This is a genomic window from Nitrosomonas sp. GH22, from assembly GCF_009833115.1.
Classification (GTDB): Bacteria; Pseudomonadota; Gammaproteobacteria; order Burkholderiales; family Nitrosomonadaceae; genus Nitrosomonas; species Nitrosomonas eutropha.
On sequence record NZ_QRCA01000048.1, the window covers coordinates 1 to 16,776 of the forward strand.

The window sequence follows — 16,776 nt, forward strand, 5'->3', positions numbered from 1 at the left end:
AGGGTAAAGTGATAGGTAAACGCACCTACAGAGCGCTTCTTCAGCAGCTTGAAGCGAGAATGGTTGACTGGTGTCCTCTATCAAACAAGAGAAGATGCCATTCAGGATGTGCAAGCCTATATGGTGTATTACAACTCACGCAGATTGCATACCACTTTGGGAAATATGACTCCGCAGGAGTTTGAAAAAAGTACTTAATAATGTGTCCAGGTTTACTTGACCAGAACACCTTGAGAAATGATCTCGCAATTCGAGCCAGAATTCTGCCCGCGAGATCTTTCGACTTATGCCCACGCTGTAAGCAGTGTAAGCCAGCGCTACCAGTGCAATAGCAGCACCGACTATCTCAAGAATATTCTTAGATGTTTAGTCCCACGGTGTGCTGGTTTTAACTGAATTTGTCGTGTTGGTAAGTGCTTTCGATGGTGCTTTCAAAAATTTCTGCGTCTGGATCAGCAGACACGAGACAGGTATTGTTCAGAAAAAACTTTTAAATGCGCGCTAGAACAGAATCAGGAACTTGTAAACACATTTTGAAAAAAGGCTGAAATACGGTTATCTTTTTTCTTACCGGCTAGCTTTAAAATTTCATGTGCTGATACTTGTTCGGCCTGCACGAGAGAAAGGTCTGCCTTGATACTGCTTACTTCTCCATTATGAATGGCGTAAAATTCCCCAGTTGATTGATGGGCTAGTTTGCTGGAAATATCCGTTTTCGCTTCACTTAACATGGGTTTCAATTTATCTAATGCAGTTTTTTCTTTGATGCACCCGATAAACCATGTAGAGATCTGATCACGTGATCGATAATCCAGATCGCCCGGGCTTTGGGTTGCAAGCATCAATCCAATTCCAGCCGAGCGGGCGCGTCTGAGCAGATTTTCCAATGGCTCTTTGGTAGCTGGCTTGGATTGGGCGGGCAAATAAAGATCTGCTTCGTCGAGCAAAATGACGCCTTGCAGTTTATCACTCGGCGATTTTGCTGCGAAACGGCCAATATCCAGTAATAGCTGCGATACCCAGAACAATACGTTGTCATTGTTGCCTAGATTGCTGGTGTTGATGATACTTAGCTGGGTTTTCCCGTTCGAATGGCCGAATAAGTTTTCGGTATTCAGTAATTCTCCTGATCGGGAAAACAGGCTTCCATGTCCCAATGCCAGAGTTTGTAAATCCTGCACTAGTTTTTTAGACAACTTGGAGTCGAGTCTTCCAATTGCATTGAGTAATAGCGGATCATCTTTGTCAATAAAATCCAACAGATGATCAATTGTCAATACACGGCCCTTGTTCAATTGGCCCAGGATGGAAATTGCCTTCCCGAGAATGATGATTCGAGCTTTATCCTGGCCGTGATCTTTATAGCCCATAATTCTTCCTAGAGAGAAGGCTGCATGGTTGGCCAGCTGATCACATTCCCCAGATGATAAATTCTCCAATCCTTTAGGTACGATAGGTATGCTTAAAGGACGGCCTTGTCCTTCAATAACGCCAGGTGTGTAAACGACCACTTCAATTTTATTTCGTAAATCCTTGCGCATTTGAGCGCGCATTGGATCTGCGACAGGGCTACGCCATGCTTCGTCTTTTGCATAGCTGCAAAGATCACCCTTTCTATCCAGAAGAATTGCCGGAATGCCTTGCAGCAGTAATTGTTCGATGATATTCAAGGCCAGAGTTGTTTTGCCGCTCCCGGAACTGCCCAAAAAAGCAGCGTGACGCACGAATTGAGAAATATCGACTTTGTAAAAGGAGGGTTGATAGCCTTGAGTCATACCTATTTTCAGCTGTGAGGTATCTGGGGCCAATAGTTGCACGTTCACAAGAGCAGGAGGAACTGGTGGCTGTGCATTTTCTGGAACGGAGGAGGTTTCGGATCTTTTCAGAGTCATTTCAAGATCCAGAATTTGCTGAATTGAAGGCAAGCTGAGCAATGGCTGTGCCTTTTGCAGCCAACTCTTGAAGTCAGATCGTTCTGCGTATTGTTTACGGAATGATTCCATGGCTACCATCGTGCGCCAGTCAGCATCCGGGATCAGCACTTTTTTACCACCATCTGCTACGAATTTACCCAGTTGGATGGCAATCTGGGTTTTTGGATTAGCGGGAAACTCGATAGAGCGGATAGCGATCGCCGTGCGTCCGCTTGCCGCTGTTTGTAGTTTATTGATTTGTCTTGCCAGTGCACCTCCTTGTGAAGGTTTTTGGCATAAACCTATGGTTGACCAATAGGCAATATTCTCCGCAGAATTTTGAATGTCTATATCCAGAAAATCATCTCGTTGCACAATACTACATTTGAGCGAATGATTGAATTCAACGGCGCAATGCTCAATCCCGCGTCCGAGTAACTGCAACATTTCATCCTCATTTTCGGGTACAGCATGCGGATAAGCTAAATGATCATTCCATAGCTGTTCTAATGGCTGGATGATTTTTTTATCACTCTCTTCTGTTTGTGGTGGTGTGTCTCTGTTTTTGTCGGGTAATCGCGGAAGATTACCAGTGCGGATTGAATATTCACGTTCCTGGCGGCACCAGTCAATGATTTGGCGTGTTTTCATCCCGGCCAACAGCGTAGGTGTCTCATCCTGGAAAGGAAAAATAGATTCCCCTGAACTGGAGTAGATTCCCTGGCTATCGTAGAGAGCTTCTAACCTTATGCTAATTATTTCGCGTATTTCTGCTTTGCTGCGCTCCCCGCAGAGTGTAATCGTATCGGGATCACGTTCTATTCGATCAATTTGGGATTGAGGTAAACTATTTCTTAGCAAAATGTATACGTCGTCCAGGCAAGCTATCACAACGAACACATTCGGTATTTCAGCCAGCCTGGTCATTGTTTCCATGGCACGCCGGAATTTTATTTCGACATCTTCTGCAGGATGAATATCTTCCAATTGATCAAGACAAATGACAAAAGCTCCTTTATTGATTGCCATCATCAAATGTGCTAAAGCTTGTAACAGACGATCCGGAGCATCTTCCTGAACACGCGGTGTGAGATTGCCAAGTATTTTGCAATCGTATTCCGACATATTTTCGCAGCGAAGATACTTACGAACTCTGGCATGAATAGCGGGTTCGTCGTGCTGTAGATAGAGGAGTACGCGAATTAAATCAAGATCAACGTGCCGGAATTGCTCCCCTTCTTTATTCAGAATGGCATCGGTGATTTTGGAAATCAGCTCACTCAACTCGTCATGGTTCAATTCACCATTGCGCAGTTGCTCAATGGCATGTTGTGAAACAATCTGTCGTCTTTCAATTAATGCATTGGATAAGTGCATCAATCCCGTCGTGCTGCCATTAATTGCACAATACGGTTTGTCGAGAGAATCTATCGTGTAATGAAGCGCATAGCTCGCATAATTTGAAATAGAAGAAGTCATTTGCATGTAGGCAAAATACCCCAGTGACTTTTCATGCGTGTAATTACGGAAAGCTCGCATGAGATGGGTTTTTCCAGCTCCAGACTCTCCCAGCAACAGCATGATGCGCCCCGAGTCTGTTTGCTCACAGTTACTTACACGATTCAATAACCGTTCAAAGCACTCACGGCTTTCCTGGTGGATGCTTTCAATATCATAAGGATCAGGTTGCCAAATCTGATTGTGATGCGTAATGGAATGGAAAATATCTTCCTTTACGCGGGAACGAAAAATCTGTAGATATTCTTTTTGTGGGGTTCCAGACATCTTATGGTTTCAAACGTATAAAATGGAAAGTCGAGTTTAGATAAAGAGTTTCTGACAACGAGACGGCATCTTGATCCATAGCATAAGGAAGATCTGCACGGCTTAGGTTGACTAACCCCTTGTTATTGGCCAGTATCAGGTAGTATTTGAACTCATTCAGATCCAGCCCAAATGTATTACCCTCACGCTCTATTTGGTGCCAAACGTGCGAGATAAATAGTTTGTTATCACCAAATTTACCCGTTTGGCAGCGTCTGGCAGATTGATTTACCTGGTTAGCGAAGTGTTCCAGATTCAATGGTTCAGGCTGCTGTGGAGGTTGTTTTTCTAATATCTCAGGTTGCTGTAAAGGTTGTGTAGCCGTTCTGAGAATTGCTAGTCGCAGTTCTTCTGGACTGATACGTCGTGCACCTGCAGCTTTTGCAGCCAGTTGTTTTAATGCACTATCCCAGGATAATTCACGCTCGGTTCCTAATATGCCACTTAGAAGCAGGGCCGCAACCGAGCCTGCCGTAAAAGGCTTCGCATGTGTGATATTGGATGCCGCTAATTTACATTGTAGATTTGCACTGTCAGCAGGTTGGGCTAATTGTTGCCAGAGCAGGTTATCTCTAACTTTGATCAGAGAAGAGTAGGCGCTGGTAGTAAGTTTAAAGGCATTGGCCAAAATAGCTGCCCGAAGGCCATCAGCACTTGTAATAGCTAGGCGATCACGTTCATTGATCGGAGCAGGTAATCCCAACAGAGCAGCAATGAGATAGCAGTTTCTCAATGTCAGCCAACGTAATGTCGGGGGTAAGGATGGTAGGTCCAATTTTTGCAGTGCTTGTTCCCGCCCTGCAACCGTGATTTGAAATCGTGACTTACCTGTTTTTTTTAATAGCCCATGTTCGGTTAGTTGCTGCAATGTTTGTAGCCATTCATTACTTGAGGGCGCTTGATGGAAAACAGGGGTTAATGATTTTTTTACCTCACTGATTGTCAATCCGTTAGCTGAACAAGCCAGGAATCGAATTGGAATCAGCTCTTGAAGTGTCAGATATCCAGTTGCACTCATCATTGATTTTCTGGTTTAATTTTTTATTTCGTCGGTGCTGTAATGCTTGGTAAACGTTATCAAGAATTTCATCCAGTTGGGAAACGATATCTTCTGCCAGGAAGCGTAAAACAAGTATGTCATGCATTTGTAATACAAGATCCTTGCGCCGATCCCGGCGCCAGGATTCCGGATCCTGAAAATGATAATAGCCATCTATTTCCAAGGCTATTTGGTCAGAAATGGAAAACAGATCAATCTCCATTAGTCGCTTCCCAAATTTAAACGGCATTTTGACATTTAACTTGAATACGCCACGTGTTTCCGGTACCCATTCTAGTATGTGAAATAAAAATTGCTCGGCCTGACTGCGAGCAACAGAAGAATCATCTTTCTTCTCAACGATCAAGCGGAGCAATGATTGCGCTTCCTCATACAATTGCGTCGGTGCATTACATTGCCGAAGAATCTGGTCTGTCTTGTCGGGTAAGGTGTAGTGAGAATCTGAATAGGACTGTGCTTTGATAATACCTAGCCGTAACATAGCCTTTATTCTTGATTCAGGTGCTTTTGTACAGTAGTTTTCGAAGTGTGCAGGTATGGCTGCTAATGCAATTGGCATTTCCGGTAGGCGCTCTGCAATCTGCGCCAGCATGCGAATGAATGGAGATCGTAATAATTCATCATCAGTCACTTCCATCAGTAAGCCGGGTAAAATTTCCACTGGCAATAATTTGGTAAAAGCCATGATACCTTGCGCTAGATTTTCGCCATCTTCCAATTTCATGGCCTGTGCCAGATTTGACGCTAAATCAGGTGTCAATTCACAGGACAAGGCGATTTGTGTCAAAAACCAGCTTAGGAGTAACGATTCTTGTGTAGAGAGCTGAATGGGTAACTGCTGTTGGAAAATCTCCAATTCATCACTCGATTTATTTTTCAGCGCAAGGAAGATTTCTTCCGTGGTACACCGATTAACCTGCGCTAGATACAGTAGCAATTGGTGCTGCAGGTCGGCGCTTGCAAGTAGCGTCTCTATCCAGCTGATCGAAAGTGATTTAGCCATTCCGGGCGACCAGATGACTGTATTTCTACTTTCTTGTTGTATCCAACGGCACCATATTCCCCGGGTGTCATTCAAAGTGCCTGTCAGGACCGTTAAGACCGGAGTGCCTTGGCTACGTCTTAGCGAATGTATGGTGAGATAAGTTTGTGGAGAAACTTGAGAATCAGTCTGCGTGGATTGAAATGTGCGTTTCATCATTTTCTCTTGTTCTTGATAAACAGATGATTGAGAAACGGCAACTAAATGAGTATTTTTGAGGATGTCTTGAGGAACCCCTGCAAAATCTCGTTATCGTAAGGAACGTAGCAACGTGCGATCCATATAAGTATTTGATAAAATAGACTTTATAGGGTGTTTCCTACTTCATTACATTCGTAGTCACAATGATGGTGCGGAAGTTGTACAGACTGATCCTTAATCAAGCATCACCGGCCAGCCTATTCGCCAATGGCCGGAATTGCAGGTGGTAGAACATATTGAGGTAGAGATCGGTTTCTTCTCGCTCAAGCCCACTGACGAATTTCCAGAAGCTGTATATACGCGATAGCGTCATCATGCGCTCTGCATATAGTTTCCAGGTGTAGCGGCTAGCAACGCGTGCAAGTGCGCCTTGCGAGAGACGTTCCCATTCCAGCGGTTTTTCATGGCTCTTTTCGAGAAAATCTGCGATCAGATCAGCAGTAGCTGTACCTTGATTGGGATCGATATGAAAACCAGAACGATTGTGCTGGATGATTTCCAGCGGCCCGCCATAGCGGGTGGCGAAAGTCGGCAGACCGGATGCCATGGCTTCAATGATAGTCAGGCCGAAGGCCTCGAACAAGGCGGGTTGCACGAATATGCCGCGCTTGTCGGCAATATAGCGATAAAGCTCACCTGCCAGATTTTTGTCAAGGCGCATACCTAGCCAACGAACCTGCGGATCGAGCTTGTATTCGTCCATCAAATGATGCATCTGGTGTATTTGCTCTTGTTCTTCATGGTCAGATGAGTGCTGCGGATCTATTTTTCCTCCCACTATGACAAGATTGGCAAGTGAGCGTAAGCGCTGTGAGGCGCCGTATGATTCAACCAGGCCGGTGATGTTTTTGATACGATCCAGGCGCGCCATGGTGAAGATCAAAGGCTTATCCGAGTCTTGTAAAATACCTCGGGCTGGAAAGTTCGCAGTATTGTCGAAGAGCATGGACTCAATTTCGGGGATCAGGCTGTGCAGACGCCTGGACTGATCGGTATAGGGGAAATAAACTTCTGCATCGGCGCCTGGGGAAACGATATTAAATTTTGGGTCGAATAGATCAATTCCGTTAATGACCCGATAAAGTCCAGGCATGGAGAAAGCCCGGTAACTTTCGTACTGGCCTTCTGCTTCCCGTGTCCCGGCGATTTCCTGATAGGTGCTTGTCACGATGAAGTCAGCGGCGTTCATGGCCAGAAGATCTGCCGTATATTGGCAGGAAAAATGGTATTTGTCCTCGTTTTCCTGCCAGTAAATATCCGAATGCAGATATTTGGTTTTTTCCAGAGCGTGTGCGATGTTGCACTGTGTGACGCCCAGTCTTCTGCTGAGCAGGGTGGCGACCAGATTGCCATCCGAGTAATTTCCAATGATGAGATCGGGACGTCTACCCAGTTCCGCTAGCGCCTCTCGTTCAACATCGAGGGCAAATGTCTCGAGATGAGGCCATATCTCAAAGCGTGAGATCCATTGAGGAATAATTTCCCCATTTTTTTTACGAAATGGAACGCGCAAAATCCAGGTATTAGTACAGCCACTGACCTTTTCCAACCTTTGATTGCAAGTGGTGTCACCCGCATCAGGAATCAGACGGGTGACAATCAGTATTTTGGGTTCGACCTGCACGCCTTGTAGTTGCAGTCGGTCGCGCATTTCCTGTTCGAGTGCGCGTACCTGATCGAGAATATAGACAACCTGACCACCGGTATCAGGCAGTCCGAGCACATTATCCTGGCCGAAATAACCATGCGGGGAAAGAATCAATAGACGAGAGATCATGGGAATACGTGCCAGAAATGCTTCGAGTGCAGAAGGGGAGGGTGCTTCCAAAATATCCATCAGCATATTCACGGTTTCAGCCACCCGGGCGGCGTTATGTCCCCAGCCTGGTGCGAATCCGATTTTGCTCATGTCTGAGGACAGTTCGGCCCAGGGCGTCGTACCATCCACTGCTTCCAGCATTTCCAGCGCCTGCCGCAACTGGCTGCGCACCATATTGATATTGTGTGAATTGCTGGTGAACATCAGTTGTTGTCCGTCGATAGTATGGACGCCTAAAAAGTGCAGCAATCGGGTACTGCCTGCCTCGATACGGGTGAACATTTCACTGGATAACTGGCGGTTGAGGAAGATAACTCCTTGCCCAATTGAGCGAGATTCCCTCAATTTGGGAAATGCCCGGTTGAATGGTCCGAAATCGACCTCTAGAATAGATTCAATCGCTTCACCTTTGGTGACTGTTTCCTTGAACCCGAGAAATTCATTGATGGTTATCTTTTCCGGCATCAGGTGTTCCTGATGCATACGTACGAATTCCAATTCGGCAATTCCGGGTCGAAGTACAAAATATGCCCAAGGTGAAGAGAAGACGCCTTCCTGTAGATGGAATACAAATTCATGAAGCATATCGGACCGCTCGCAATCTTTTTCCAGCTGTAGCAATTCATCTCGCAGATCGGATTGCAGGAGCAAGGGGCGATTCGTTGAGAAATAGCGCCGTAATAACGTATAAACAGCATCCCTATTCTGTAGGGTGCAAGTGGTAAATGTGTCGATCGTGGTCATGGCGAAATCCTTATTGTGCAAAATTGTAATGCTCCAGCCCTTCCAAGATTCCACGGGCATAGGTATTGCTCGCAAAGTACATCTGCTCTAGTCCGCGTAATGGCTCCAACTCCGGGCTGTGGTTCCCCACCACTACACCCAGTGTATCGCCTACCAACATTTCTTCATCGTTGCCGGAGTCCCCGGCTATCAGAAAATTTTGCAATGATAATCCCCATTTATAGGCTAGATAACGCACAGCCAGACCTTTAGAAGCCCGCGTCGGTAGCACATCCAGAAATGTTTCGTGTGAATAGATCAATTTGGCATGTAGATTTTGCTGATGGAGATATTGGTATAGCTGTTCGAGTGGAGGCATTTGTTCGGGAGCAACCAAATAACTCAGTTTGAATTCACGCTGATTTTCCGGGGGTTGAAGCGTTAATCCCGGGATGGCCTGCAGTGCTTCAGCCAGCGCTTCTCGTCGCCATTGGTGGCGGATGTGATTACTCCAGCCCTGATCTGGCCGCAAGGATGGCCAGTAATTGATTTCGCTGCCGACCGAGGTGATCAGGACGTCGGGCATTGGTACATGCCATTTTTTGAGAATTTTTACCGCGCTTTCGAGCGATCTTCCGGTAGCCACCCCGAATGAGACGGTATCGGCATGTGCTCGTAGCCATTGCAGCAATTCTGCTAGCCCCTGCTCATCACCAAGCAGGGTGTTGTCGATATCGCTGATGATTATTTTTCTCGCCAATGGAATAGGTGCCCAATCAGGATACAGCGTAGCTGCGGACTGGCGGCGTAGACGTTTACGCGCCTTACGCAATAATTTATTGACTTCCCTTACATATTTTGTGACATGGGCATCCCAGGTGTAGTGGCGCCTGACATTGGTTATGCCATTTCTGGACCAGTCGCGCCAGCGTTTCCTGTCGGATAACGCTTCTTTCAACGCGTTAGCAATTTCTGTATGGTTCAGTGTGTTGACGAGTAATCCATTGCGGCAATTGGCGATGATGTCACGCGGACCACCATCTTCCGGCGCAATAATGGGCAGGCCACTGGCTGCAGCTTCAATCAGGGTAAGCCCGAAGGGTTCAGTCAGGGCGGGGTTGATAAAGATACCACGTCTGCGAACAGCCAAGCGGTAAAGTTCCGGTATGTCTTCTGCTGTGAAGTGCTTGGGGATCGCAACCTTGCCCCACAAATCATAACGATCAATATCAAGCAATAAATCATTCATGACTTCGCGCTGCGATGTTTCCATCATACGAATATCTTCACGGGAGCCGGCAACGATTACCAGGTTGGCGATATCCTGCAGGGATTGATCTGAGCCGTATGCCTCTATCAGTCCATCGAGATTCTTGCGTGTGTCCGGACGGGAAATAGCCAGAATCATCGGTTTCTTGGGGTTGCTTAGAAATCGATCTACGCCTGTTTGTGTGTTGGGGTCAATAAGCTTGCGCCCAGGTGGTGAGAAACGCGAGGTATCAGTTCCTGGCGGAATAACTCGGCAGTGGCGCGGATCAGTATTTTTATACATGCCATATTGATCTTCTATTTCCTGCGAGGTGCTGGTGACGATCAATGAAGCGTGGACCAGTGTTTCTTCTTCAGCCGCGATGCGTTGCGATAGATTGAATTGTCGTTCGATTGTCTGCTCTTTACGGCCGGCGGCAAGCAGACGTTCCCGTTTGGGGCGACCAAGCGAATGGCCTGTATGTATTTGTGGAATGCCCAGCAGATTGGATAAATGCAGGCCGACATAGCCGGCATCTGCATAATGCGTATGGATTAAATCGGGCAAACGTCCTTGTTGGCGCAGATAGTGCAGACAGCGATCCACCATCTGGTCCAGGTGTGGCCACAACAACTCTTTACGCAGATATTTACGGGGGCCGCAGGGTAATCGAACGATCTGCGCGTTTGGCCCGAGTTTTTCGATATGGGTTGCATAATCAGGGGAGATTTTTGAATCTTCAATCTGGCGCGTTAGCAGATCAACCTGGGCAATATTACTGTTGCGTCCCAATGCGCGCGCCAGTTCGACAACATAGGTGATCTGTCCGCCGGTATCCGCATCGTGCCCCAGCTCCATATCATGACCGCGTATCAGGCCATGTACACTGATCATCAGAATGTAAAGTTTTTGATCTAACATCGTTTTATTATCATAGCAGGTTCCAATTCTTGAGAAAAACATCATAAAATCCGGCTGATTCCGGTGTGGCGCCACGTATCCCGCATAGGGCGGCAGCAAACCGGTTTGCACGTTCCAGTGTTAGTACATTTGGCCAGTCAAACAGTAATCCGAGGATGAAGACTGCGCAAAAACCATCTCCCGCACCAACGGTATCAACGATCGGCACATTGGCGATACCGAGTATTTCAGTATAATTGTTAGCCTGATCAAGCAGCCATGCGCCATTGGCTCCACGTGTCACCAGCAGGGTTTTTAGCTGGAAGTTTTCTATCAGGCGTAACGCGGTGTCGCGAGCATCACTGGCTTGGAAAGCTAATAAGCCGGATAATTCAGCTAGTTCGTCTTCATTGACTTTCACATGATCCGCCTGGGTCAGTGAATATTGGATGGTTTCCGGGCGATACCAGGGTTCTCTTAAATTGATATCAAGCAGACGAGAGGCTTGTGGAGTGCGTCGTAATACTTCTTCCAGCGCTACGCCGGATACCGGGTTGCGTTGTGCTAATGTTCCAAAATACACCAGCTCGGGTTTGGCAGTCGAGGCAGTATCACCGGCAACATGTGGATCAATGAAATCGTAGGCCTGATCTGCAAGGATTTTAAACTCATGACCGTTTTCACCAGGTTTAACCTGAACTTGTCCAGTGGGATAGTGTGAATCACACTGGACACCGATTGTAGACATCCCGGCATTATTCATCAGCTTGATCAATTTCTGGCGAAGAGGATCGTTTCCTGTACGCGTTACCAAGACCGGGTGCAAGCCGAAAGCTTGTAGGTGATATCCCACATTGAAGGGAGCTCCTCCCATTACCGGGCCATCAGGAAAGATATCTGCCAATACTTCGCCAAACAGAATTACGTTCTTTATAGATATATCACAATGATCGGCAGGCATATTCTATCGAAACTCCTGTCAGTGATGGCTGGTCACTCCCGGAAATAATGCGGACAAATTTTTTGTCCGAAGAAGTGTGTGCTGGTTGTAAGCAAGGAAATGAGATTGCCGGAAAACCCTGTTTCCAGCCGAGCGTTCCTTTTTATTTTGACATGGATGAACGATCTATGCAAAACCTACAGGAGAGGGAATCAATCAGATTTGGAGACGCTTCCCGGATTTTTTTCCGGATTTTTTAATCGCTGGCTGCAGTATGTCCCCAATTTCAGTGGGATCAATCATACCGATAAACAGCTTGTTTTTAAGATTTTTTATTTCATCACGATACTGGGCTGCCTGTTCAAATTCCATGCTTTTTGCGGCCGTCAGCATGGCTTTTTCCAACCGTTGAATTTCTTTTGCAAGTTGTGTTTCATCCATGGCAGCGTAGTGTGCCTGGATTTGTGCGACTTTCTGATGTTCTGCCGCATCTTTGCTGTCGTAAACACCATCAATCAAATCCTTGATCCGCTTGCTGACACCGCGTGGCGTAATATCGTTCTGCTGATTGAACAGCTTCTGTTTGTTACGTCGCCGTTCAGTTTCATCAATGGCGCGCCGCATCGAATTGGTAATCCTGTCAGCATAAAGAATGACGGTTCCATTGATATGTCGGGCGGCGCGTCCCATGGTCTGGATCAATGAGCGTTCTGAACGCAGGAAACCTTCTTTATCGGCATCCAGTATGCCAACCAGTGAAGCTTCTGGAATATCCAGTCCCTCCCGTAACAGATTGATTCCGACCAGGACGTCAAATTTTCCCAGGCGCAGATCACGAATAATTTCAACTCGCTCAACGGTATCAATATCGGAATGTAGATAACGTACCCGGATGCCGTGATCAGAAAAATAATCGGTCAGATCTTCCGCCATGCGCTTGGTCAGGGTGGTGATCAATGTTCGCTCGCCTTGTTTGGTACGCATTGAGACTTCAGACATCAGGTCGTCCACCTGGGTGGCTACCGGACGGATGATGATTACCGGATCCACCAGCCCGGTTGGTCGTACAACCTGTTCAACAATCTGGCCGCTGTGCTGTATTTCATAATCTGCCGGTGTGGCGGAAACGAAAATAGTTTGAGGCATCAGTTTTTCAAATTCCTCAAACCTGAGCGGCCGGTTGTCCAATGCGGAAGGCAGGCGAAATCCGTAAGCCACCAGGTTTTCCTTTCTTGAACGATCACCTTTGTACATTCCGCCAACTTGAGGCACGGTAACATGGCTCTCATCAATAATCATCAATGCGTTACCCGGCAGGTAATCAATGAGTGTTGGCGGTGGATCCCCGGGTAAGCGACCTGACAAATGGCGCGAGTAGTTCTCAATTCCTTTGCAGAAACCCAATTCATTTAACATTTCCAGATCGAAACGGGTACGTTGTTCCAGGCGCTGAGCTTCCACCAGCTTATGATTTTCGTGAAGATGATTGAGTCGTTCGGCAAGTTCGGTTTTGATGGTTTCGATTGCGCGCAGGGTGGTGCTGCGCGGAGTGACGTAATGACTGGAAGGGTAAACCGTATAGCGCGAAACTTTCTGCCGGGTATGTCCGGTGAGCGGATCAAACAGCGCTATGCTTTCCACCTCATCATCAAACAGGGAAATGCGTAGTGCGGTTTCAGAGTTCTCTGCCGGGAAGATATCCAGCACGTCGCCACGTACACGAAAGGTGCCACGCGCAAACTCGAATTCGTTACGCTGGTATTGCATGTCTGCCAACCGCTGGATGATGTCGCGTTGCGTGATTTTTTCATGCTCACGCACATGTAGAATCATACCGTGATAATCAACGGGATCACCAATGCCGTAAATGCAGGATACGCTTGCTACAATGATGGTGTCTTCCCGTTCCAGTAGGGATTTTGTAGCAGAGAGGCGCATCTGTTCGATATGTTCGTTAATACTGGAATCCTTTTCGATGAACAGATCGCGGGAGGGAACATAGGCTTCAGGCTGGTAATAATCATAGTAGGAGACAAAATACTCAACTGCATTTTCTGGAAAGAATTCACGCATTTCAGCATAGAGCTGCGCGGCCAGCGTCTTGTTCGGGGCCATGATGATGGCCGGGCGCCCGAGTTGCGCAATCATATTGGCGATGGTGAACGTTTTTCCGGATCCGGTTACGCCTAACAACGTCTGGAATGACAAGCCTGATTCTATTCCATCCACCAACTTGCGGATGGCATCCGGTTGATCACCCGCAGGCTGAAATGCCTGATTGAGCTTGTAAGGACTGTCCGGAAAGGTAATAATCACAAGTTTGATCGCTGTACTCGAAATTTAATTATTTTTTGATTCTAACATGCGCAAATCACATACATCAGGAGCTGTCTCGTGAAACTCTCGCAACGCGTTCAGGCTATCAAACCTTCGCCCACCCTGGCAGTGACTGCCAAAGCAGCCAGGCTCAAGGCGGAAGGAAAAAATATTATTGGTCTGGGTGCAGGTGAGCCGGATTTCGATACGCCGTTGCATATCAAGGATGCAGCGATTACGGCAATCCGGAATGGTTTTACAAAGTATACGGCTGTGGGTGGTACTGCATCTTTAAAGCAGGCGATTATCTCGAAGTTCAAACGGGAAAATTCCCTGGATTTTACTGCCGGAGAGATCTTGGTCTCCAGCGGAGGAAAACAAAGTTTTTTCAACTTGATACTGGCTACAATTGACCCGGGTGACGAGGTTATCATCCCGGCGCCATACTGGGTTTCCTATCCGGATATGGTCTTGATTGCACAAGGAAAACCTGTTTTTATTAATACCGGGATCGAAGAAAAATTCAAAATATCAGCCGATCAGCTTGAGAAAGCGATAACACCCAGAACCCGCATGTTTATTCTCAACAGCCCAGGAAACCCTTCCGGCAGTGTATACGGTCAGGAAGAATTACAGGCATTAGGGGCAGTATTACGTAAACATCCGGAAATTCTGATCGCTACCGATGATATGTATGAACATATCCTCCTGACCAGTGATAAGTTCGTCAATATCCTGAACGCTTGCCCTGATCTGAAAGCACGCACCGTTGTCCTCAATGGCGTTTCCAAAGCTTATGCCATGACCGGCTGGCGAATTGGCTATTGCGGCGGGCCGGCAGCAATCATAACCGCAATGGAAAATATTCAATCACAAAGTACATCCAACCCGAACTCTATTGCTCAAATGGCAGCAGAAGCTGCATTAAATGGTGATCAATCCTGCATGATTCCAATGGTGGAGGCTTTTAAGGAACGCAATCAGTTTCTGACAGATGCGCTGAATTCCATAACGGGTATTCACTGTTTATTATCCGAAGGGGCATTTTATGCTTTTGCGGATGCAAGGCAGGCAATTAAGCAGTTGCAATCCCAACAAGTGTTGCAGGACAGCAGTGACGTTGCTTTTTGCAGTTATTTGCTGGAACAGGCTGAAGTGGCTGTTGTGCCAGGGTCAGCCTTTGGCTGTGAGGGCTATATGCGGTTATCGTTTGCGACTTCCATGGAAAATCTCAGGGAGGCTGTCAAGCGTATCGCCAGTTTGCTGAGCTGATCCGCTTCTTGACCCCTATTTTGAGTGATACCTGTTTTGATCAGGCCATTGCAAGATGAGCGGAGAGTGATGCGTAGTAACCAGTGCGGATTGCTGTAAAAAAATTCGACACTCTCTGCTATTTCTTGCCTTACATTTTCTGTTTTCTGAATTTCATACTGCCGTTGGCTGAGCCTGTCAGGGTGTTGGTACTGATTTTTGCCAATTTCTGGAGGGCGTCACCAACCTGATTTTGGTGAAATATTACGTGCTTTTTTTTTAAGATCATACCAGCAACTGGCTGTCGATAAATTTTACAGTCTCCACTAAAAAATCTTATCTTCTTTGGGTCATCTCTGGTAAGCGTAGCTTACTGTAGTTGATGAGGGCTTTTCAGATTCATCTCCTAGGCTTGCGGTGAGCTACTCTCTTCTTTGCAGGCAGAGGGAAGACGTCTATTCTGCCTGATCAAACCTTTCTCCTCTGCTTTACGCAGTGCTTCATATCTGCAGTGAACCTGAAGAAACGCCAGGATTCTCTGGAACTGGGTTCGAATGGTTGCCGGAGATCGATTGAGGTGCTGTGCGAGGATCTTTGTATTGGTTGTTTTCTTTTCACGGCTGGCCTCAAGCAAGGTGTAGTGCGATCGGGGTAGGCGCTTATATTTTTCATAGTCCATAAAACTTCACTCCAATTTTATCGAGGCTTATTTTTATTGCTGTCATTTGTGAGCGGTTATAAACGCTATTTTTAAGGCTTAATTCGCTACAAAGCAGTATTTTCCCTGAATGCCTCGGTCTTCGTAAGTATATATAGATAGATTAATAAGCATAAACTATGCCAATATATTTAATATATTGATTATTAAAAGTTATTTTTTTTAAAAAAAGTATTTTATCGGTAACTGTTAAATTTTACGACATAAATATCAGGTGAGCTTTATGGAGCAAATATATTTTTTTGTACTGGAATTATAGCTTGTATGCAATTGCAGTATTGCCACTGTGACAGTAATTTCATTAGTATCTCGACTCGACAAGGGTTGTGGTTGATTAGCGACATTCGCCTTGTTGAGTAATGCAATAGATGTTATGCAATATCTATATTTAATTAAATAGTTGATATTAAAGGAAAATACCATGGATCAATTTTCTAAAAAAATTCTGGCTGCCAGTATCGTTCTGGCGTTTGGTTTTGCAGGTAATGCTTGGGCAGTTGACGGCGCGGCACCGCTGCCAAATATAGCTGTAGCTGATTCTGCTGGAGTCAAAGGTGACGGAAGTACTGCAAGCACAGCAAACGGCAATACAACCTCCGCTGATGGCAACACAAGTACTGCTGACAACAACGGTAACGACAACAGCACCAACTCGAGCACTGCTGACAACAACGGTAACGACAACAGCACCAACTCGAGCACTGCTGACAACAACGGTAACGACAACAGCACCAACTCGAGCACTGCTGACAACAACGGTAACGACAACAGCACCAACTCGAGCACTGCTGACAACAACGGTAACGACAACAGCACCAAC

General features: G+C 46.4%; 11 protein-coding genes. 3 read left to right on the forward strand and 8 right to left on the reverse strand.

The annotated features are described in order from the left end of the window. Positions 1 to 185, forward strand: a 185-nt coding sequence (locus ABF86_RS11655; RefSeq protein ID WP_240142329.1) for a hypothetical protein, incomplete at its 5' end; no start/stop codon positions are given. Positions 186 to 512: 327 nt separating this feature from the next. Here ABF86_RS11655 and ABF86_RS11660 read toward each other — a convergent pair. The 7 genes from ABF86_RS11660 to uvrB form a co-directional block, all read right to left on the reverse strand. Next, positions 513 to 3,698, reverse strand: coding sequence for an AAA family ATPase (locus ABF86_RS11660; RefSeq protein ID WP_074685326.1), 3,186 nt, complete (start codon positions 3,696 to 3,698; stop codon positions 513 to 515). Between the two features lies 1 nt (position 3,699). After that, on the reverse strand, positions 3,700 to 4,755 hold the full coding sequence (locus tag ABF86_RS11665; RefSeq protein ID WP_074685325.1) for a hypothetical protein: 1,056 nt from the start codon (positions 4,753 to 4,755) through the stop codon (positions 3,700 to 3,702). Next, complete coding sequence (locus tag ABF86_RS11670) at positions 4,688 to 5,995, reverse strand: DUF559 domain-containing protein (RefSeq protein WP_160803622.1); 1,308 nt, start codon at positions 5,993 to 5,995, stop codon at positions 4,688 to 4,690. Before ABF86_RS11670 ends, ABF86_RS11665 begins: the two co-directional genes overlap by 68 nt. A gap of 223 nt (positions 5,996 to 6,218) precedes the next feature. Further along, positions 6,219 to 8,603, reverse strand: a complete 2,385-nt coding sequence (locus ABF86_RS11675; protein WP_160803623.1) for a sucrose synthase — start codon at positions 8,601 to 8,603, stop codon at positions 6,219 to 6,221. Positions 8,604 to 8,613: 10 nt separating this feature from the next. Next, the gene (locus ABF86_RS11680; RefSeq protein ID WP_011634155.1) at positions 8,614 to 10,752 is read right to left on the reverse strand and encodes an HAD-IIB family hydrolase; all 2,139 of its coding nucleotides are present in this window, start codon (positions 10,750 to 10,752) and stop codon (positions 8,614 to 8,616) included. Positions 10,753 to 10,762: 10 nt separating this feature from the next. Next, complete coding sequence (locus tag ABF86_RS11685) at positions 10,763 to 11,692, reverse strand: carbohydrate kinase (RefSeq protein WP_011634156.1); 930 nt, start codon at positions 11,690 to 11,692, stop codon at positions 10,763 to 10,765. A gap of 195 nt (positions 11,693 to 11,887) precedes the next feature. Continuing rightward, positions 11,888 to 13,987 carry an excinuclease ABC subunit UvrB gene (gene uvrB / locus ABF86_RS11690; RefSeq protein WP_011634157.1) on the reverse strand — a complete coding sequence of 700 codons (2,100 nt, stop codon included), beginning with the start codon at positions 13,985 to 13,987 and terminating at the stop codon, positions 11,888 to 11,890. A gap of 78 nt (positions 13,988 to 14,065) precedes the next feature. Here uvrB and ABF86_RS11695 point away from each other — a divergent pair, with 78 nt between their 5' ends. Then, the gene (locus ABF86_RS11695; RefSeq protein ID WP_011634158.1) at positions 14,066 to 15,259 is read left to right on the forward strand and encodes a pyridoxal phosphate-dependent aminotransferase; all 1,194 of its coding nucleotides are present in this window, start codon (positions 14,066 to 14,068) and stop codon (positions 15,257 to 15,259) included. A 385-nt stretch (positions 15,260 to 15,644) separates the two neighbouring features. On the opposite strand, the gene ABF86_RS11700 is transcribed toward ABF86_RS11695, so the two are convergent. After that, positions 15,645 to 15,917 carry a response regulator transcription factor gene (locus tag ABF86_RS11700; protein ID WP_011634159.1) on the reverse strand — a complete coding sequence of 91 codons (273 nt, stop codon included), beginning with the start codon at positions 15,915 to 15,917 and terminating at the stop codon, positions 15,645 to 15,647. 460 nt (positions 15,918 to 16,377) lie between these two features. On the opposite strand from ABF86_RS11700, the gene ABF86_RS11705 reads away from it, so the two are divergent. Next, on the forward strand, positions 16,378 to 16,776 hold a 399-nt coding region (locus ABF86_RS11705; RefSeq protein ID WP_204987606.1), incomplete at its 3' end, for a hypothetical protein.